This is a genomic window from Janibacter sp. UYMM211 (genome assembly GCF_040547045.1).
Classification (GTDB): Bacteria; Actinomycetota; Actinomycetes; order Actinomycetales; family Dermatophilaceae; genus Marihabitans; species Marihabitans melonis.
This window is the reverse complement of record NZ_JBEPOY010000002.1, coordinates 235868-253190: the sequence shown is the minus strand read 5'-3', so window position 1 is coordinate 253190 and position 17323 is coordinate 235868. Positions and strand designations below refer to the sequence as shown.

Genomic DNA, 17323 nt, shown 5'->3' with positions numbered 1-17323 from the left:
GGTCGCACTTTCCCGCCCTGGGCGGGAAAGCTGGGGCGGGGGTCAGGCGGTGCGGCGGCGCAGGGTGAGCGAGCCGACGACGAGCGCCGCGACGACCCACCCGAGCATGACGACGACGGGCTCGGCGAGGTCGGACCAGGGCTGCGCCTGCGTGGCGATGACCCGTCCGGCGTCGACCGCGTACGACAGCGGCAGGACGTCCGAGACGAGCTCCAGCACCCGCGGCAGCTGCGCCCTCGGCACGAGCAGCCCGCACAGGAGCAGCTGCGGCAGGACGAGCGCGGGCATGAGCTGCACCGCCTGGAACTCCGTGCGGGCGAAGGCGCTGGCGAGCAGGCCCAGCGCCGTGCCGAGCAGGGCGGAGAGGACGACGAGGCCGACGAGGGCCCACGCCGGCCCCGCGACGTCGAGCCCGCAGACCCACAGCGCGAAGGCGGTGACGACGACCCCCTGGACGAGCGCCATGAGCCCGAAGGCGAGCGCGTACCCGGTCATCAGCTCGGCCTTGCCCAGCGGGGTGGTGAGCAGGCGCTCGAGGGTGCCTGAGGTGCGCTCGCGCAGTGTCGTCACCGAGGTGACGACGAACATGACGACGAAGGGGAAGATCCCGACGAGCATCGGGCCGACCCGGTCGAAGAGCGGGCCGCCCTCGTAGACCCAGGCGAGCAGCCCGATGAGCACGCACGGCACGAGGAGCATGAGGGCCACGGTTCGGTGGTCGCCGCGCAGCTGGGCGAGCACCCGGGCCGCCGTGACGACCGCGCGCCGGGGGCTCATCGTGCGCTCCCCTGCTCGACGAGGGCGAGGAAGGCGCCCTCGGCGTCGTGGGCACCGGTGCGCTCGAGCAGCCCGGCCGGGGTGTCGTCGGCGAGGAGCGCGCCGTCGCGCAGCAGGAGCAGGCGGTCGCAGCGGGCCGCCTCGTCCATGACGTGGCTCGAGACGAGCAGCGCGGCGCCGTCGGCGGCGAGCCGGTGGAAGAGCTCCCACAGGTCACGGCGCAGCACCGGGTCGAGGCCGACCGTCGGCTCGTCGAGCAGGAGCAGCTGCGGGTCGCCGACGAGCGCGCCGGCGAGCGAGGCCCGGCTGCGCTGGCCGCCGGAGAGGGTCGCGACGAGCCGGTCGGCGTGCGAGCCGAGGTCGACCTGGGCGATCGCGCGCTCGGCGGCCCCTGCTGCGTCGCGCACGCCGAGCAGCCGGGCGAGGTGCACGACGTTGGCCCGGACGGTGAGGTCCGGGTAGACGCTGGGCGCCTGGGTCACGTAGGCCACCCGGTCGCGCAGGTCAGGTGACCCGGCGGGTCGGCCGAGCACCTCGACCTCTCCCCCGGCGACCCGCTGCACCCCCGCGACGGCACGGATGACCGTCGACTTGCCCCCGCCGCTCGGCCCGAGGAGACCGACGACCTCGCCGCGGCCGACGGCGAAGGACAGGTCGGCCAGGACGGTGCGCCCGCCCCGGGCGACGCGGAGGTGGCGCACCTCCACCGCGCTTTTCATCATGTGATGAAAAGTAGCACCGCCCCCGGTCGCTGTCAGCCCCCGACGAGGTGCCGCTGCAGCACCGGGGCGAGCCGGGCGACGAGCTCGTCGACCTCGACGTCGACGAGGGCCGGCACCTCGAGGACGTAGCGCAGCAGCCCGACGCCGACGACCTGCGCGGCGGCCAGACCGGCGCCCAGGGCGGCGTCGTCGGCGCCTCGCCCCGTGCGCGCGGCGAGCTCGCCGGCGACCCGCCCGAAGATCTCGCGCACGACGAACTCCTGCACCATCCGCGACGCCCCCTCGAAGCCCACGGCCGCACGGATGACCCCCTGGAAGCGCATCCGCCCCTCGGGCGGGTCCCACACGGAGAAGAAGGTCCGGGCGAGCGCCTCGCCGACGTGCTCCTGCGGGCCGGCGAGGACGTGCGAGACGAGCGCCGCGGGGTCGGCCGGCATGCCGATGACCTCGGCGAAGAGGGCGCTCTTGCCCTCGAAGTAGTGGTGCACGAGCGCCGGGTCGACCCCGGCCTCGCGCGCGATGCCGCGAAGGGAGGTCGCGTCGTACCCCTTCGCCGCGAAGTGCTCGAGGGCGACGGCGAGGATCTCGGCGCGGGTGTCGGCGTCACCGCCGCGGCGGCCGCGCCGCGCGGGCGGTCGCGCGCTCATCCGACGAGCTGGCCGAGGTGCTCCCGGGCGAAGCGCAGGGACTCGGCGAGATCGCTCTCGCGCTCGGACTGCGGGCGACGACGGGTGCCGACCTCGAGGACGACCGCCCCCTCGAAGCCGCTCGTCGTGAGCTCGCCGAGGACCTCCGCGCACGGCTGCCCGCCGCGCCCCGGCACGAGGTGCTCGTCGCGGATCGTCTCGCCGCTGCCGTCCGCGAGGTGCAGGTGCGACAGGCGAGGGCCGAGGTCACGGACCATCTGCAGCGCGTCCGAGCCGGCCGAGGCGGTGTGCGAGAGGTCGAGCGTCACGTGGTCGTAGGGCTGGGGCACGGGGTCCCAGTGGGGCAGGTAGGCCTCGACCTGACGGCCGCGGGCCGTCCACGGGTACATGTTCTCGACGGCGAGGACGATGTCGCGGTCGTGCTCGCGCTCGGCGACCCCGTCGGCGAAGGCGCGCGCGTACTCCTTCTGCCACCGGAAGGGCGGGTGGAGCACGACGACGGGCGCCCCGACGTCGTGCGCGAGGTCGATGGACCGGTCGACCTTCGTCCACGCGTCCGGCCCCCACACCCGCTGCGTGAGGAGCAGGGTCGGCGCGTGGACGGACACGACGGGCAGCTCGTGGTGCTCGGACAGACCGCGCAGCGCGGCCGCCTGCTGGCTCACCGGGTCGGTCCACACCATGACCTCGACCCCGTCGTAGCCCAGCCGCGCTGCGGTCTCGAAGGCCGAGGACGTCGTCTGCGGGTACACGGACGCCGAGGACAGCGCCACGGGGATGCGCGGCATCTGCCGAGCGTAGACCGGCAGCCCCCGGCTCAGGTGTCGAGGTGGTCGAGGTAACGCAGGATGACCCCTTCGCGCAGGGCCCACGGGCAGATCTGCAGGCTGTCCACGCCGAGCAGCCCCATGGCGGCCTCGGCGACGACCGCACCACCGAGGAGCTGGTGGGCCCGAGACGCCGAGACGCCGGGCAGCCCGGTGCGCTCGGCCGAGGTCATCGGCGTGATCGTCGCGATCGTGCGGGTGACGTCCTCGAGGGTGAGGACGCGGCTGACGTAGGGGCCCTCGGCCGAGGGGGCGGCGCCGGCGATGCGCGCCAGGGAGCGCATCGTCTTGCTCGTGCCGACGACCCGGTCGGGGGCGCCCGCCTTGGCGAGCGGGCGGATGTGGCGGGCCAGCTCGGCCCGGACCGCCTTGCGCGCGGCACGCACCTCGGCGGGCGAAGGGGGATCCCCCGCGAGCAGCTCTCGGGTCACCCGACCGGCGCCGAGGAGGAAGGACAGGGCGACGTCGGGGTCCTCGTCGGTGCCGACCGCGACCTCGAGCGAGCCGCCGCCGATGTCGAGGACGAGGAGCTTGCCCGCGGACCAGCCGGCCCACCGCCGCGCGGCGAGGAAGGTCAGGCGCGACTCGTCCTCGCCGGAGAGGACCCGCAGCTCGACCCCGGTGCGCTCGCGCACGTGGGCGAGGACCTCCTCGCCGTTAGGTGCCTCACGGATCGCGCTCGTCGCGAAGGCGAGGGTCTCCTCGACGCCCTGCTCGTCGGCCACCTCGAGGCACTCGGCGACGAAGCGGGTGAGGCGCTCGGTGCCCGAGTCGCGCACGCGGCCGTCGTCGAGGACGTGCTCGGCGAGCCGGAGCTCGATCTTGTGCGACGTCGCCGGCAGCGGTTGCGCGCCGCGGTGCGCGTCGACCACGAGCAGGTGGACCGTGTTGGATCCGACGTCGATGACCCCGAGGCGCATGGGTCGACACCCTACGGGCCGTAGGGTGATCCGCGATGAGCGAGCACGCAGGCGAGACGCCCCTGGGCACCCCGCGGACCTGGGTCGAGTTCGACGACCCCGGGCAGGAGGGCCAGCGCCTGCGCTGCGACCTCACCTGGCTCACCTCGCGCTGGACCTGCATCTTCGGGCAGGGCTGCTGCGGGATCGACGCCGATCACCCCGACAACGGCTGCTGCACCCTCGGCGCGCACCTCACCGACGACGACGACGTCGAGCGGGTCCGGGCGGTCGCGAAGCGGCTCGGCGAGGACGAGTGGCAGCTGCACCCCGGATCGACCCGCCTCACGGCGTGGACCGAGCGCGAGGACGGCGCCCGCAAGACCAAGGTCGTCGACGGCGGCTGCATCTTCTTGAACCGCCCGGGCTTCCCCGCCGGGGCGGGCTGCGCCCTGCACCAGCACGCGGTGCTCGAGGGTGTGCCGCCGCACACCGTCAAGCCCGACGTGTGCTGGCAGCTGCCGATCCGGCGCACCTACCGCACCGTCGAGCTGCCCGACGAGACGAGCTATCTCGAGGTGAGCATCGGCGAGTACGACCGGCGCGGCTGGGGCCCCGGTGGCCACGACCTCGACTGGTACTGCTCGGGCAGCCCCGACGCGCACGTCGCGGCCGACCCCGTCTACGTCACCGAGCGCGACGGTCTCGTCGAGCTCATGGGAGCCCCTGCCTACGCGGCCCTCGTCGAGCACTGCGAGGCCCACCTCGCGCTCGTCGACGCGGTGCGCGCCCCCTCCGGGCGCACCTCGCCGCAGGGCCGAGCCCTGCTCCCCCTCCTCGTCCACCCGGCGACGCTGGCGGCCGACGCGAAGGGGTGAGCTCCCCTTCGCCCGGGGCCGCCGGGGCTGTCGGGCCGCCCACGTAGGTTGACCGGCATGGCAGCGACGAAGTCTCCCGGGTACCGGTGCTCCGAGTGCGGGTGGACCACCGTGAAGTGGGTCGGCCGCTGCGGCGAGTGCCAGGCCTGGGGCACGCTCGTCGAGATCGGCGCGGCCACCGTGCGCACAACCGCGGCCCGGCGGGTCGAGCGGTCCGCGCAGCCGATCGCGCAGGTCGCCGCCGAGGACGCGCAGTCGTGGAGCACCGGGGTCGGCGAGTTCGACCGGGTGCTCGGCGGGGGCATCGTGCCCGGCTCGGTCGTCCTCGTCGCCGGCGAGCCGGGCATCGGCAAGTCGACGCTGCTGCTCGACGTCGCCGCGCGTGCAGCGGCCCACCGGCCCGTCCTCTACGTGAGCGGCGAGGAGTCAGCGGCGCAGGTGCGGGCCCGGGCCCAGCGCATCGGCGCCCTCGCCGACGAGCTCTACCTCACGAGCGAGACCGACCTGGGCACCGTCCTGGCGCACCTCGACGAGCGCGCCCCGGCGCTCGCGGTCGTCGACTCGGTGCAGACCCTCGCCTCGGGCGAGGTCGACGGCGCGGCGGGCAACGTCAGCCAGGTGCGCGAGGTCGCCGGAGCCCTCATCCAGCGGGCGAAGGCCGCGGGCATCGCGATGCTGCTCGTCGGCCACGTGACGAAGGACGGCTCGATCGCCGGGCCGCGGATGCTCGAGCACCTCGTCGACGTCGTCGTGCAGTTCGACGGCGACCGCCACTCGCGGCTGCGGCTCGTGCGGGCGGTGAAGAACAGGTACGGCCCGACCGACGAGGTCGGGTGCTTCGACCTCACCGACACCGGCATCCACGGGCTCGAGGACCCGAGCGGGCTCTTCCTGTCCTCGCGGCACGTCACCGTGCCGGGCACCTGCGCGACCGTCACCCTCGAGGGGCGCCGTCCGCTCGTCACCGAGATCCAGGCCCTCGTCGCCCCCTCCGAGATCCCCACCCCGCGCCGGGCGAGCGTCGGGCTGGACTCCTCGCGGGTGGCGATGATCATGGCGGTGCTCGACCGCCGCGCCGGGGCCCCCGTCGGGCGTGCCGACACCTACGTGAGCACCGTCGGCGGGGTGCGCATCACCGAGCCGTCGAGCGACCTCGCCGTGGCCCTGGCCATCGCGAGCGCCGTCCAGGACCGGCCTCTGCCGCACACCCTGCTCGCGCTCGGCGAGGTCGGGCTGTCGGGCGAGGTGCGACCGGCCGTCGGGGTGTCCCGCCGTCTCCTCGAGGCCTCGCGCCTGGGCTTCACGACGGCGCTCGTGCCGGTGGGGGCGCTCGCCGACAGCACGCCCCCGCCCCGGATGGAGGTCGTCGAGGTGAGCGACCTCTCGAGCGCCATCGAGCAGGCCCGCTCGCGCTCGTCGGCGAGCGCACCCGCGGGGACCTAGACTCACGCTCGTGTCCGACCACGACGACGACCTGCTCCGGGCGACCCTGGCCGCGGTCGCGCCCGGCACCGAGCTGCGCGACGGCCTCGAGCGCATCCTGCGCGGCAACACCGGGGCCCTCGTCGTCCTCGGTCACGACCGGGTCGTCGAGCAGATCGCGACCGGCGGATTCCCCCTCGACATCGAGTTCTCCTCGACGCGTCTGCGTGAGCTGGCCAAGATGGACGGCGCGATCGTCCTCGACCGCGGCTCCAACCGCATCCTGCGGGCCGGCACCCAGCTGCTGCCCGACCCGAGCATCGAGACCCAGGAGTCCGGCACCCGGCACCGCACCGCCGAGCGGGTCGCCCGCCAGACCGGTCACCCCGTCGTCTCGGTGAGCCAGTCGATGCGCATCATCGCGCTCTACGTCGGCGGACGTCGCCACGTCGTCAAGCCCGCCTCCGAGCTCGTGTCGTACGCCAACCAGGCCCTGCAGACCCTCGAGCGCTACAAGGCCCGGCTCGACGAGGTGACGAGCACCCTCTCGGCGCTCGAGATCGAGGACCTCGTCACGGTCCGCGACGTCGCCTCGGTGCTGCAGCGCCTCGAGATGGTGCGCCGCATCAGCGAGGAGATCGAGAGCTACGTCGTCGAGCTGGGCACCGAGGGTCGTCTGCTCACCCTCCAGCTCGAGGAGCTCACCGCCGGCCTGCAGGACGACCTCATGTGGGTCGCGCGCGACTACGCGCCGAGCGCCTCGAACCCGCCGACGGTCGAGGAGATGATGGCCTCGCTCGCCGCCCTCGACCCGACCGCGCTGCTCGACCTCGGCGCGTGCGCGAAGACCCTCGGCTTCTCCATCGTCGGCGAGAACCTCGACGCGACGGTCAGCCCCCTCGGCTTCCGCATCCTGTCGAAGGTCCCCCGTCTGCCGGGCCTGATCATCGAGCGGCTCGTCCACCAGTTCGGCGGGCTGCAGCGCCTGCTCGCCGCGGGCATCGACGACCTCATGACCGTCGAGGGCGTCGGCGAGGGCCGCGCCCGCCTCGTGCGCGAGGGGCTGTCTCGCCTGGCCGAGACCTCCATCCTCGAGCGCTACGTCTGACCCGGTCGAGGCCGAGGTCCGTCGTGAGCACCGCTGAGACCGAGCTGGCGCACGTCCACCGACGGGTGCTGAGCTGGTTCGACGAGCACGCCCGCGACCTGCCGTGGCGGGCAGCCGGCACGACGCCCTGGGAGGTCTTCGTCTCCGAGGTGATGTCGCAGCAGACCCCGGTCGCCCGGGTGGTGCCGATCTGGCAGGAGTGGATGCGTCGGTGGCCGACGCCCGCCGACCTGGCATCCGCTGCTCCCGGTGACGCGGTACGGCTGTGGGGGCGGCTGGGCTACCCGCGCCGCGCGCTGCGGCTGCGCGAGGCGGCGGTCGCCATGGTCGAGCGGCACGACGGCGAGGTGCCGACGAGCCCGCAGGACCTCCTCGCCCTGCCCGGTGTCGGCGCCTACACCGCGGCCGCCGTGGCGTCCTTCGCGCACGGCCTGCCCGAGGTCGTCGTCGACACGAACGTGCGCCGGGTCCTCGCCCGGGCGCTCGAGGGGCGTGCCCAGGCCGCCCCCGCTCTCACCGCGCACGAGGCCCGGCTCGCCGCGGGCGCGATGCCGCCCGAGACGGACGACGCCAACGCGTGGAACGCCGCGGTCATGGAGCTCGGGGCGCTCGTGTGCACGGCCCGCTCCCCGCGCTGCGAGGAGTGCCCGGTGAGCGACCTGTGCGCGTGGCGCCGGGCGGGGTCACCGGCCCATGACGGACCCGTGCGGCGTGGTCAGTCATGGCACGGCACCGACCGGCAGGTGCGCGGGCGGGTCGTGCAGCTGCTGCGGGAGAGCGTCGGCTCGGTGAGCCGCGAACAGGTCGCGCAGGTGTGGCCGCAGGACCCGGCGAAGGTGGACCGCTGCCTCGCCGGGCTCGTCGAGGACGGGCTCGTCGAGCCCGACGGCGAGGGCTACCGGCTGCCGGTCTGAGCCGGCTGCCCGGGCAGCCCGAGCAGCTCGAGGGTCTCGCGCAGGGCCTCGTCCTCGTCGCCGTCGGAGCGCAGGGTGCGCGCGGGCTCGTCCGCCCCGAAGGGCTCGAGCGTGTCGAGCTGGGAGCGCAGCATCGACGCCTTCATGTAGTGACCCTCACGGGTCTCCAGCCGCCGGTACAGCTCGTCCTCGGGCACGTCGAGGAGGAAGAACTCGACGTGCTCGCGGCCCTCGCGCAGGAGGTCGCGGTAGGAGCGCTTGAGCGCCGAGCACGCGATGACCGCGCTCTCCCCCTTCGCCTCGCGGTCGCTGATCCACTCCCCGATCGCCCGCAGCCACGGCCAGCGGTCCTCGTCGGTCAGCGGGTGGCCGTCAGCCATCTTCGCGATGTTGGCCTCGGGGTGCAGCCGGTCGCCCTCGAGGAAGGCCCAGCCGGTCGCGGCGACGACCCCCTCGGCGAGGGTGGTCTTCCCGGCGCCGGACACCCCCATGACGACGACGTGACGGATCGGCTGCGCGTCGGTGCTCATCGCGCCAACCTACCCAGGACCTCAGAGCTGACGGAGCATCCGGGTGTTGCCCAGGGTGTTCGGCTTGACCCGCTCGAGGTCGAGGAACTCGGCGACGCCCTCGTCGTAGGAGCGCAGCAGCTCCGCGTAGACCTCCGGGTCGACCGCGCGGCCCTCGATCTCGGTGAAGCCGTGCCGGGTGAAGAAGTCGGTCTCGAAGGTGAGGCAGAAGATCCGCTCGACCCCGATCTCGCGGGCGTCCTCGAGCAGCGCGCGCAGCAGCGCCCCGCCGACGCCGTGCCCGAGGTGGTCGCGCGAGACGGCGAGCGTGCGGATCTCGGCGAGGTCCTCCCACATGACGTGCAGCGCCCCGCAGCCGACGACGACGCCGTCGATCTCGGCGACGCGGAACTCCTGGATGCCCTCGAAGTAGGCGACGGCGTCCTTGCTCACGAGCACCCGGCTCTCGGCGAGCGGCGCGACGAGGTCGCGGATGGCGCGGACGTCGGGGGTTCGGGCGCGACGGATCTCGGGCTGGCTGGGCACCGGCCCAATGTACGCGCGGCCGGGGCCGTCCTCGGCGCCGCAGGGCGCGACGAAGGGGGCGCCCCGACACCTGGCCGGGACGCCCCTTCGCGTCAGTGATCGTCTCGTCGAGCGGGGCTCAGCGGACCTTGTACTTCGGCTGGCTCTGAACGTTGAGCTCGTCCATGATCTGCTTGTCGATCTTCTTGGTCGACGGGTCGACCCACTTGAGGACGTCGAAGCCACGGGCGATGTCCGAGGAGTACATGTGGCCGTTGTAGTAGTACGTCGACCACGTGCCGCCGGTGCCGGCGCCCTCGGGGAGCGGACCGCGCTCGAAGTAGCCGAGCTCCTCGGGGTTCTCGGAGTCCGTGAAGTCCCAGATGCTCACGCCGCCCTGGTACCAGGACTGGACCATGAGGTCACGCCCGGCGACGGGGATGATCGAGCCGTTGTGCGCGACGCAGTTCTCCGTCGGGCCCTGGTGGCGGTCGATCTTGTAGTACGACTTGAAGTCGAGACGGCCGTACTTCGAGATGTCGTAGATCGCGTTCGCGCCACGGTTCGGGCCGATGGCCGCGTTGCAGGTGGCGGCGCCGCCACCACCGAGCTCGTCAGTGAAGATCACCTTGGAGGCGTCGGCGTTGAAGGTGGCCGAGTGCCAGAAGGCGAAGTTCTCGTCGTCACGGACGCGTTCGATGACCCGCGGCTTCTCGGGGTTCTCGATGTCCATGATGATGCCGTCGCCCATGCACGCACCGGCCGCGAGGTCCTTGTGCGGCAGCGCGGTGATGTCGTGGCAGCCGGTCGTGGCCGAGCGGCTCGCGATCGGGGTCGGGCCGGGGCCACCGGGGTTGCCGCCGTCGGGGAAGAGGTTCGGCGTGGCGATGACCGCGGCCGAGGTGGGGTTCTTCGTGTCGACCTTGACGATGGAGATGAGGTCGTGCGGCGTCTTGCAGTCCGGGAAGGTGTCACGCGGCGAGTAGCTCGACACGTAGAGGTAGTCGGTCTTGTTGTTCTTGCCCTTGCCCGGGACGAGCGTGTGCGTGTGCGACCCGCAGGCGGTCTCGACGGACTTGATGTACTTCGGGTTCTTCACGTCGGAGATGTCGAAGATCTTGATGCCCTCCCAGCTCTCCTTGATCGTCGCGGACTGCGACGTCGAGGCGCAGGAGTCGTCGCTGCGCGAGGAGTCGGTCGAGAGGTAGAGCAGGTCGCCGGAGACGGAGATGTCGTTCTGGCTGCCGGGGCAGCTGACCTGGACGATCGTCTTGGGCTTCTTGGGGTTACGGATGTCGATGATCGAGAAGCCGTCGTAGTTGCCGACGAAGGCCTTGTCGTCCTGGAAGGCCAGGTCGGTCCCGACCCCCTGCGCCAGCACGCCCGACGGGGCGATGTTGGCGAGGTGCTTGACGTTGGCGCTGCGCCCGATCTCATCGGTCTTGAGGTCGGTGCCGGACACGCCGACCCGGTCATCGGGTCCGACGGCTAGTGCGGCGCCGGCGCCCGAGGTGACCAGGGCTGCTGCCGCAGCGATGGCCAGTAGTGGCTTACGCATGTTTCCTCCGCTCGGTGGCTCCCGAACGAGGGTGGCGGCCCTTGGACGGGTCTTCAAGGTTCGCTCAGCCTCTCCTGACCTGTGAGTCGGCCGAAAGGTGACGAAGGTCAGGGATGGGTCAGCGTTGGGTCAAGACCCCCGGTCGCGCGGCGTGAAGATGCCGCCACCCCTTCGCAGAGCACCCCCGCCCCGGTTACCGTCGGCTCGTGCGCAGCCTCCGAACGACCGCGATCGCGTCCGCCCTCGCCCTGGCTCTCGCCGGCTGCTCGGGCGGCGACACCGAGCCCGTGCCGACGGCGTCGGCGACCTCCCCCGACGCGCCCGTCCTCGAGCCGGGCTCCCCCGGTCAGCCGAACTCGACGCTCACCGGCAGCGACGCGATCGCCACCCCGTCGGTCTCGCACAACGACGCCGACGTCACCTTCCTCACCGACATGATCAGCCACCACGCGCAGGCCATCGTCATGAGCGACATCGTCAAGGGGCGGCTCACCGACAGCAAGGTCAAGGGCATCGCCAGCCGCATCGCCGACGAGCAGAAGCCGGAGATGGAGGGCATGGCGACGACCCTGCGCTCGTGGGGCGAGGAGGTGCCGCCCGAGGCGAAGAACCCCAAGCTCGTCACCCAGCACGGCTCCCACCACTCGATGCCCGGCATGGCGACGCAGCAGCAGCTCACCGCGCTGGAGAACGCGAGCGGCACCGAGCTCGACCGTCAGTACCTCGACCTCATGGTCGCCCACCACAAGGGCGCGCTCACGATGTGCGACACCCACGGGGAGAAGGGCATGGACGAGCGCACCGGCGAGCTCGCCGACGACATCAACGTCACGCAGACCAAGCAGATCGAGCAGATGCAGCAGATGCGCAAGCGGCTCTGAGCCGGCGCACCCGCAGACGAGGACGACATGAGCGACACCGCTGCCGACCGTTTCCGCACCGCCGCCGAGCGCTTCTCGGCACTCGTGGGCGGCACCACCGACTGGTCGGCGCCGACGCCCGTGGACCAGTGGCGGGCGCGCGACGTCGTCGAGCACCTGACGACCTGGCTGCCGGGCATGCTCGCCGGCTGCGGGGTCGCCCTCGACCCGGGGCCGTCGGCGCAGGACGACCTCACCGCCGCGTGGGAGCACGTGCGGGGGCAGGTGCAGGGCCTCCTCGACGACCCGGGGCGGGCCGGGCAGGAGGTCACCCAGGAGCACCTGGGCACCCTGCCGCTCGAGCGCCTCGTCGACACGTACTACACGCCCGACGTCGTCATGCACTCCTGGGACCTCGCGCGCTCGAGCGGTCAGGACGACACCATCGACCCGGCCTTCGTGCGAGACGCGCACGCGGGGATGCTCTCCATGGAGCCGATGATCCGGGGCTCGGGGCAGTACGGCGAGCAGCAGCCCGAGCCGGAGGGCGCGAGCGAGCAGGAGCGCTTCCTCGCCTTCATCGGCCGCGACCCCCGCTGGTCTCCCCCGACCTGACCCTGAGTGGTCTCGAGGCTCCTCCGTCGCACCTCGACCAGGGAAGGGCCTCCCCCCCACCTGACCCGAGCGGTCTCGAGGCTCCTTCGTCGCACCTCGACCGGCGAGGGGTCCCGAGGACGACGAAGGGGGCGACGCACCGTGGTGCGTCGCCCCCTTCGTCATGGGGTCAGGCGGGGATCACTCCGAGCCGGGGTCGCTCTCGCCGCCGACCGTGATCGGCAGGTCGATGGCGGTGGCCTTCGGCGCACCGGTGAAGGTGAACCGCGCCTCCTTGCCCTCTCCCTCGACGTCGACACCGACGATCTCGCCGGAGCCGATCTCGCCGTAGAGGATCTTCTCGGACAGCACGTCCTCGATCTCGCGCTGGATCGTCCGCTTGAGCGGGCGGGCGCCGAGGACCGGGTCGTAGCCGCGCTTGGCGAGCAGGGCCTTGGCCGCGGGCGTGAGCTCGATGCCCATGTCCTTGTCCTTGAGCCGCACGTCGAGCTTGGCGATCTCCAGGTCGACGATCTCGACGATCTCGTCCTGGCTCAGCTGCGGGAAGACGATGGTGTCGTCGACGCGGTTGAGGAACTCCGGACGGAAGTGCTGCTTGAGCTCGTCGGTGACCTTGGCCTTCATCCGCTCGTAGTCGGTCCGGCCGTCGTTGCCGGGGGCGAAGCCCATGGTGCCCTTGGAGATGTCCCGGGTGCCGAGGTTGGTCGTCATGATGATGACGGTGTTCTTGAAGTCGACCATGCGGCCCTGGCTGTCGGTCAGACGGCCGTCCTCGAGCACCTGCAGCAGGCTGTTGAAGATCTCCGGGTGCGCCTTCTCGACCTCGTCGAAGAGGACCACCGAGAAGGGCTTGCGGCGCACCTTCTCCGTGAGCTGACCGCCCTCGTCGTAGCCGACGTACCCGGGCGGGCTGCCGAAGAGACGGCTGACCGTGTGCTTCTCGGAGTACTCCGACATGTCGAGGGTGATGAGGCTGTCCTCGTCGCCGAAGAGGAACTCGGCGAGCGCCTTGGCGAGCTCGGTCTTGCCGACGCCCGTGGGGCCGGCGAAGATGAACGAGCCACCGGGGCGACGCGGGTCCTTCAGACCGGCGCGGGTGCGACGGATCGCCTGCGAGAGACCCTTGATCGCCTCGTCGTTGCCGACGACGCGCTTGTGGAGCTCGCCCTCCATGTTGAGCAGCCGCGAGGACTCCTCCTCGGAGAGCTTGAAGACGGGGATGCCGGTCGAGGCGGCGAGCACCTCGGCGATGAGCTCCTCGTCGACCTCGGCGACGACGTCCATGTCGCCGGCCTTCCACTCCTCCTCGCGCTTGGCCTTCTCCCGCAGCAGGGTCTTCTCGTCGTCCCGCAGACGGGCGGCGAGCTCGAAGTCCTGGCCGTCGATGGCCGACTCCTTCTCCATCCGCACGCCGGCGATCTTCTCGTCGAACTCCTTGAGGTCCGGCGGCGCGGTCATCCGACGGATGCGCAACCGCGCGCCCGCCTCGTCGATGAGGTCGATCGCCTTGTCCGGCAGGAAGCGGTCGTTGACGTACCGGTCGGCCATCGTCACGGCGCCGACGATCGCGGCGTCGGTGATGGTCACCTTGTGGTGCGCCTCGTACCGGTCGCGCAGGCCCTTGAGCATCTCGATGGCGTGCGCCAGCGAGGGCTCGGCGACCTGGATCGGCTGGAAGCGGCGCTCCAGTGCCGAGTCCTTCTCGATGTGCTTTCGGTACTCCTCGAGCGTCGTCGCGCCGATGGTCTGCAGCTCGCCGCGGGCGAGCATCGGCTTGAGGATGCTCGCGGCGTCGATCGCGCCCTCGGCGGCACCCGCACCGACGAGGGTGTGGATCTCGTCGATGAAGAGGATGATGTCGCCGCGGGTCTTGATCTCCTTGAGCACCTTCTTCAGGCGCTCCTCGAAGTCACCGCGGTACCGGCTGCCCGCGACGAGCGAGCCGAGGTCGAGGGTGTAGAGCTGCTTGTCCTTGAGCGGCTCGGGCACGTCGCCACGCACGATGTCCTGGGCCAGGCCCTCGACGACGGCGGACTTGCCGACGCCGGGCTCGCCGATGAGGACGGGATTGTTCTTCGTGCGGCGCGAGAGCACCTGCATGACCCGCTCGATCTCCTTCTCACGCCCGATGACCGGGTCGAGACCGCCGTCACGGGCGGCCTGCGTGAGGTTGCGACCGAACTGGTCGAGCACGAGCGAGCCCGCGGGCTGGCCCTCGGCGGGACCTGCGCCGACGCCGGCACCGGCCGCGGCGCCCTCCTTCGAGCCACCCTGGTAGCCCGAGATGAGCTGGATGACCGTCTGGCGGACGCGACCGAGGTCGGCACCGAGCTTGACGAGGACCTGAGCGGCCACCCCTTCGCCCTCACGGATGAGGCCGAGGAGGATGTGCTCGGTGCCGATGTAGTTGTGACCCAGCTGGAGCGCCTCGCGCAGCGAGAGCTCGAGGACCTTCTTGGCCCGCGGGGTGAAGGGGATGTGACCGCTGGGGGCCTGCTGGCCCGGGCCGATGATGTCCTGCACCTGCTCGCGGACCTGCTCGAGCGAGATGCCGAGGGACTCGAGCGCCTTGCTGGCGACCCCCTCGCCCTCGTGGATGAGTCCGAGGAGGATGTGCTCGGTCCCGATGTAGTTGTGGTTGAGGAGGCGGGCCTCCTCCTGGGCGAGCACGACCACGCGCCGGGCTCGGTCTGTGAACCGTTCGAACATGGGGACACCCCTTCTGGCTTGGCTGCCTGAAATGCTAACTGGCTCTGCCCCAGATCCCCGGTGCGTCCGCACCCAGGAGGGGGTCGAGTCGATCTGCACTGCACAACGTCACCGGGTGCTCCCCTGTTCCGCCGGGGGACGGCGGGTCCGCGTGTTCGCTGTCAGCGGACAGGACCGGCGAGCCGGGCGGCCGCCAGACGCCCGGTCCCGGAGGCCACCCGGCGCACGAGGACGAGCCACGGCACGAGAGCGACGGCGAGCGCGAGGCCGGCGACGAGGTCGAGCCGGGCCGCGAGGACCAGCGACTCGACGGTGGGCTGCTCGTCGACGAGCCACAGGCCCGCGGTGTCGACGACGACGACCACGAGCCAGGCGGCCCACCACCAGGCGAGGAGCCGGCGCGGCCGCTCGCCGACCGCCCGGAGCACGTCACGGACGTACCGGAAGGGGAACCACCAGCAGACGACGGGCGTCACCCATGCCCACCAGGCCCATCGCCGGGACAGCGCGTGCGTCGTCGGCGCCATCGCGTCGCAGACGCGTCGAGAGCGCGCGAGCCATGCCGAGGTGCACGCCCACAGGGCGACCAGCAGGCACGCCTCGACGGCAGCGGGCACCCAGCTGTCGACCGTCGTCACCGCCACCATCGGCTCGCCCCCGCCGTCGACGACCCACCGCTCGATCGCGCGGAGCGAGACGAGGCGGGCGACGGCCGCGCCCACCCGGGCAGCGGTCCACAGGACCGCGAGCGACACCACGGCGGCGAGGAGGACCCGACCCGGAGGGCGGACCGTGTGGCCGGGCAGAGGTCGCGCGAGCGGCACCCCGAGCGGCGGCGTGGTCGACATGGCGCGAAACCTAGCGGCTGAGCGGGCATCCCGCGCGAGATCCTCCACAGCCCCGTCGTAGCGTCTGACCATGCGCACCGTCTTCGACGTCAGCGACCCGGCGACCGACGCCTACGACCTGCTCACCTCGGTCGTCGTGCCCCGCCCGATCGCGTGGATCAGCACCGTGGGCGCGGACGGGGTCGGCAACCTCGCACCGCACTCCTTCTTCTCCGTCGCGTGCGCGCGACCGCCGGTCATCAGCTTCACCTCCGTGGGGCGCAAGGACACGCTGCGCAACGTGCTCGCGACCGGCCACTTCGTCGTGAGCGTCGTCGGCGAGGACCAGCGCGACCTGGCGAACGCGAGCAGCGCCCCCTTCGACCCCGAGGCCGACGAGGCGCAGGAGCTCGGCATCGCCCTCGAGCCGAGCGACCTCGTGCCCGTGCCCCGCGTCGCCGGGTCCGCGGCCTCGGTGGAGTGCCGGCTGCACTCGAGCATCAAGCTCGGCGACAGCCATCTCGTGCTCGGCAGCGTCGTCGCCGTCACCGTGCGCACCGACGCCCTCGAGGACGGGCGCCCGACGATGGAGGCGCTGCGGCCGATGTCGCGCCTGGGCCGCGACGAGTGGGGCCTGCCGCCCGAGGTCATCCGGCTCGAGCGTCCCGGCAGCGCCTGAGCCCGCTCAGGTGCTGGTCTGGCAGACCGTGCACCAGTAGAGCTTGCGACCGGCGAGGTCGCGCATGCTCACCGGTGTGCCGCACACCCGGCAGGGCTCGCCGGTGCGCCGGTAGACGTACGAGGTGCGCTCGGTGAGATGAGGGGTCTCCCCCTTCGCCATCGCCTCCTCGACGACCTCGACCTGGTCCTCGCGGGTGACGATGCGCCCGGTGACGACGCCGAGCGGCATGAGGCGGCGCAGGTCCGCCCAGATCGCGTCCCACGTCTCGCGGGCCAGACCACGACCGGGCGTCGCCGGGTCGACGCGGCGACGGAAGAGGACCTCGCAGCGGTAGACGTTGCCGATCCCCGCGACGACGGACTGGTCCATGAGCAGTGCGGCGACCTCCTTGCGCGAGCGGGTGACCCGCTCCCACCCGCGCTCGCCCGACTCCTCGCGAAGGGGGTCCGGCCCGAGCCGGTCGCGGATGCCCGCCTCCTCCTCCGGCGTGATGACGGCGCACACCATCGGGCCGCGCAGGTCGGCGACGTGGCCCTCGCCCTCGATGCGGCAGCGCACCTGCCCCACGACCGGCTTCTCGCCGACGAAGGCGACCTCGTCGATGGTGAAGGTGCCGATGAGACCGAGGTGCACGTGGAGCACCCGCGGCTCGGGCGACCCCGAGGGCTCGACCTCGACGAAGAGCTGCTTGCCGTGCGAGCGGGCCTCGCGCACCACTCCCCCGTCGAGCAGCTCGGCGCCCGCGGCGAAGCGGCCCTGCGGCGAGCTGACCTGGACCTCGCTGCCGGCGAAGGCGGCGTCGAGCGCGCCGGCGATGCGCGCCAGGGTGTGACCCTCGGGCACC

Annotated in this window: 18 protein-coding genes; 7 read left to right on the top strand and 11 right to left on the bottom strand. The window is 72.4% G+C overall.

From position 1 onward, the window contains the following. Window positions 1–42 precede the first annotated feature (42 nt). From ABIB53_RS06320 to ABIB53_RS06300, 5 genes are read right to left on the bottom strand one after another with little or no spacing between them, the layout of a single operon-like run. On the bottom strand, window positions 43–777 hold the full coding sequence (locus ABIB53_RS06320) for an ABC transporter permease (protein WP_123091275.1): 735 nt from the start codon (window positions 775–777) through the stop codon (window positions 43–45). Next, entirely contained in the window at window positions 774–1499 is a 726-nt protein-coding gene (locus ABIB53_RS06315) for an ABC transporter ATP-binding protein (protein ID WP_192826136.1), read from the bottom strand. The genes ABIB53_RS06320 and ABIB53_RS06315 overlap by 4 nt, the downstream gene beginning before the upstream one ends. Window positions 1500–1531: 32 nt before the next feature. Next, entirely contained in the window at window positions 1532–2146 is a 615-nt protein-coding gene (locus ABIB53_RS06310) for a TetR/AcrR family transcriptional regulator (RefSeq protein WP_354587551.1), read from the bottom strand. Further along, window positions 2143–2934 (bottom strand): sugar phosphate isomerase/epimerase family protein, encoded by a 792-nt coding sequence (locus ABIB53_RS06305; protein WP_354587550.1) that lies wholly within the window; start codon window positions 2932–2934, stop codon window positions 2143–2145. The genes ABIB53_RS06310 and ABIB53_RS06305 overlap by 4 nt, the downstream gene beginning before the upstream one ends. Window positions 2935–2963: 29 nt before the next feature. Beyond that, window positions 2964–3893 (bottom strand): Ppx/GppA family phosphatase, encoded by a 930-nt coding sequence (locus tag ABIB53_RS06300; RefSeq protein ID WP_123091278.1) that lies wholly within the window; start codon window positions 3891–3893, stop codon window positions 2964–2966. 35 nt (window positions 3894–3928) lie between these two features. Here ABIB53_RS06300 and ABIB53_RS06295 point away from each other — a divergent pair, with 35 nt between their 5' ends. The 4 genes from ABIB53_RS06295 to ABIB53_RS06280 are packed head-to-tail and all read left to right on the top strand — an operon-like array spanning window position 3929 to window position 8194. Continuing rightward, on the top strand, window positions 3929–4750 hold the full coding sequence (locus ABIB53_RS06295) for a DUF3109 family protein (RefSeq protein WP_354587549.1): 822 nt from the start codon (window positions 3929–3931) through the stop codon (window positions 4748–4750). Between the two features lie 57 nt (window positions 4751–4807). After that, on the top strand, window positions 4808–6193 hold the full coding sequence (gene radA, locus ABIB53_RS06290; RefSeq protein WP_123091280.1) for a DNA repair protein RadA: 1386 nt from the start codon (window positions 4808–4810) through the stop codon (window positions 6191–6193). Window positions 6194–6203: 10 nt separating this feature from the next. Then, window positions 6204–7280: a DNA integrity scanning diadenylate cyclase DisA gene (gene disA / locus ABIB53_RS06285; protein WP_123091281.1), complete on the top strand. Its 1077-nt coding sequence runs from the start codon at window positions 6204–6206 to the stop codon at window positions 7278–7280. A 23-nt stretch (window positions 7281–7303) separates the two neighbouring features. Then, window positions 7304–8194, top strand: a complete 891-nt coding sequence (locus tag ABIB53_RS06280; RefSeq protein WP_354587548.1) for an iron-sulfur binding domain-containing protein — start codon at window positions 7304–7306, stop codon at window positions 8192–8194. Here ABIB53_RS06280 and ABIB53_RS06275 read toward each other — a convergent pair. The 3 genes from ABIB53_RS06275 to ABIB53_RS06265 all read right to left on the bottom strand — a co-directional run bounded on the left by ABIB53_RS06275 (window position 8176) and on the right by ABIB53_RS06265 (window position 10786). After that, the gene (locus ABIB53_RS06275; protein WP_191680699.1) at window positions 8176–8724 is read right to left on the bottom strand and encodes a gluconokinase; all 549 of its coding nucleotides are present in this window, start codon (window positions 8722–8724) and stop codon (window positions 8176–8178) included. The two genes, ABIB53_RS06280 and ABIB53_RS06275, sit on opposite strands and share 19 nt — an antisense overlap. A gap of 21 nt (window positions 8725–8745) precedes the next feature. Beyond that, window positions 8746–9249: an amino-acid N-acetyltransferase gene (locus ABIB53_RS06270; protein ID WP_068273082.1), complete on the bottom strand. Its 504-nt coding sequence runs from the start codon at window positions 9247–9249 to the stop codon at window positions 8746–8748. Window positions 9250–9367: 118 nt separating this feature from the next. Further along, window positions 9368–10786 (bottom strand): LVIVD repeat-containing protein, encoded by a 1419-nt coding sequence (locus ABIB53_RS06265; protein ID WP_191563150.1) that lies wholly within the window; start codon window positions 10784–10786, stop codon window positions 9368–9370. A gap of 206 nt (window positions 10787–10992) precedes the next feature. On the opposite strand from ABIB53_RS06265, the gene ABIB53_RS06260 reads away from it, so the two are divergent. Both ABIB53_RS06260 and ABIB53_RS06255 read left to right on the top strand, forming a co-directional pair. Beyond that, entirely contained in the window at window positions 10993–11667 is a 675-nt protein-coding gene (locus tag ABIB53_RS06260; protein WP_123091285.1) for a DUF305 domain-containing protein, read from the top strand. A gap of 27 nt (window positions 11668–11694) precedes the next feature. Beyond that, window positions 11695–12261: a maleylpyruvate isomerase family mycothiol-dependent enzyme gene (locus ABIB53_RS06255; protein ID WP_354587546.1), complete on the top strand. Its 567-nt coding sequence runs from the start codon at window positions 11695–11697 to the stop codon at window positions 12259–12261. A 180-nt stretch (window positions 12262–12441) separates the two neighbouring features. Here the strand turns inward: ABIB53_RS06255 and ABIB53_RS06250 are convergent, their stop codons facing one another. Together ABIB53_RS06250 and ABIB53_RS06245 are read right to left on the bottom strand one after the other, a co-directional pair. After that, on the bottom strand, window positions 12442–14970 hold the full coding sequence (locus ABIB53_RS06250) for an ATP-dependent Clp protease ATP-binding subunit (protein WP_201465558.1): 2529 nt from the start codon (window positions 14968–14970) through the stop codon (window positions 12442–12444). Window positions 14971–15131: 161 nt separating this feature from the next. Then, window positions 15132–15818, bottom strand: a complete 687-nt coding sequence (locus tag ABIB53_RS06245; protein ID WP_354587545.1) for a DUF4328 domain-containing protein — start codon at window positions 15816–15818, stop codon at window positions 15132–15134. A gap of 70 nt (window positions 15819–15888) precedes the next feature. Here ABIB53_RS06245 and ABIB53_RS06240 point away from each other — a divergent pair, with 70 nt between their 5' ends. Next, complete coding sequence (locus ABIB53_RS06240) at window positions 15889–16476, top strand: flavin reductase family protein (RefSeq protein WP_354587544.1); 588 nt, start codon at window positions 15889–15891, stop codon at window positions 16474–16476. Window positions 16477–16482: 6 nt separating this feature from the next. Here ABIB53_RS06240 and ABIB53_RS06235 read toward each other — a convergent pair whose 3' ends face one another. Continuing rightward, window positions 16483–17322, bottom strand: coding sequence for an Fpg/Nei family DNA glycosylase (locus ABIB53_RS06235; RefSeq protein ID WP_354587543.1), 840 nt, complete (start codon window positions 17320–17322; stop codon window positions 16483–16485). Window position 17323: the final 1 nt, after the last annotated feature.

Excerpts from the sequence above, each read along its gene's own strand:
- ABIB53_RS06320 (WP_123091275.1), bottom strand. The coding sequence starts at position 777 with ATGAGCCCCCGGCGCGCGGTCGTCACGGCGGCCCGGGTGCTCGCCCAG.
- ABIB53_RS06300 (WP_123091278.1), bottom strand. The coding sequence starts at position 3,893 with ATGCGCCTCGGGGTCATCGACGTCGGATCCAACACGGTCCACCTGCTC.
- ABIB53_RS06255 (WP_354587546.1), top strand. The coding sequence starts at position 11,695 with ATGAGCGACACCGCTGCCGACCGTTTCCGCACCGCCGCCGAGCGCTTC.
- ABIB53_RS06250 (WP_201465558.1), bottom strand. The coding sequence starts at position 14,970 with ATGTTCGAACGGTTCACAGACCGAGCCCGGCGCGTGGTCGTGCTCGCC.
- ABIB53_RS06240 (WP_354587544.1), top strand. The coding sequence starts at position 15,889 with ATGCGCACCGTCTTCGACGTCAGCGACCCGGCGACCGACGCCTACGAC.
- ABIB53_RS06310 (WP_354587551.1), bottom strand. The coding sequence starts at position 2,146 with ATGAGCGCGCGACCGCCCGCGCGGCGCGGCCGCCGCGGCGGTGACGCC.
- ABIB53_RS06315 (WP_192826136.1), bottom strand. The coding sequence starts at position 1,499 with ATGATGAAAAGCGCGGTGGAGGTGCGCCACCTCCGCGTCGCCCGGGGC.
- ABIB53_RS06265 (WP_191563150.1), bottom strand. The coding sequence starts at position 10,786 with ATGCGTAAGCCACTACTGGCCATCGCTGCGGCAGCAGCCCTGGTCACC.
- ABIB53_RS06295 (WP_354587549.1), top strand. The coding sequence starts at position 3,929 with ATGAGCGAGCACGCAGGCGAGACGCCCCTGGGCACCCCGCGGACCTGG.
- ABIB53_RS06305 (WP_354587550.1), bottom strand. The coding sequence starts at position 2,934 with ATGCCGCGCATCCCCGTGGCGCTGTCCTCGGCGTCCGTGTACCCGCAG.
- ABIB53_RS06245 (WP_354587545.1), bottom strand. The coding sequence starts at position 15,818 with ATGTCGACCACGCCGCCGCTCGGGGTGCCGCTCGCGCGACCTCTGCCC.
- radA (WP_123091280.1), top strand. The coding sequence starts at position 4,808 with ATGGCAGCGACGAAGTCTCCCGGGTACCGGTGCTCCGAGTGCGGGTGG.
- ABIB53_RS06275 (WP_191680699.1), bottom strand. The coding sequence starts at position 8,724 with ATGAGCACCGACGCGCAGCCGATCCGTCACGTCGTCGTCATGGGGGTG.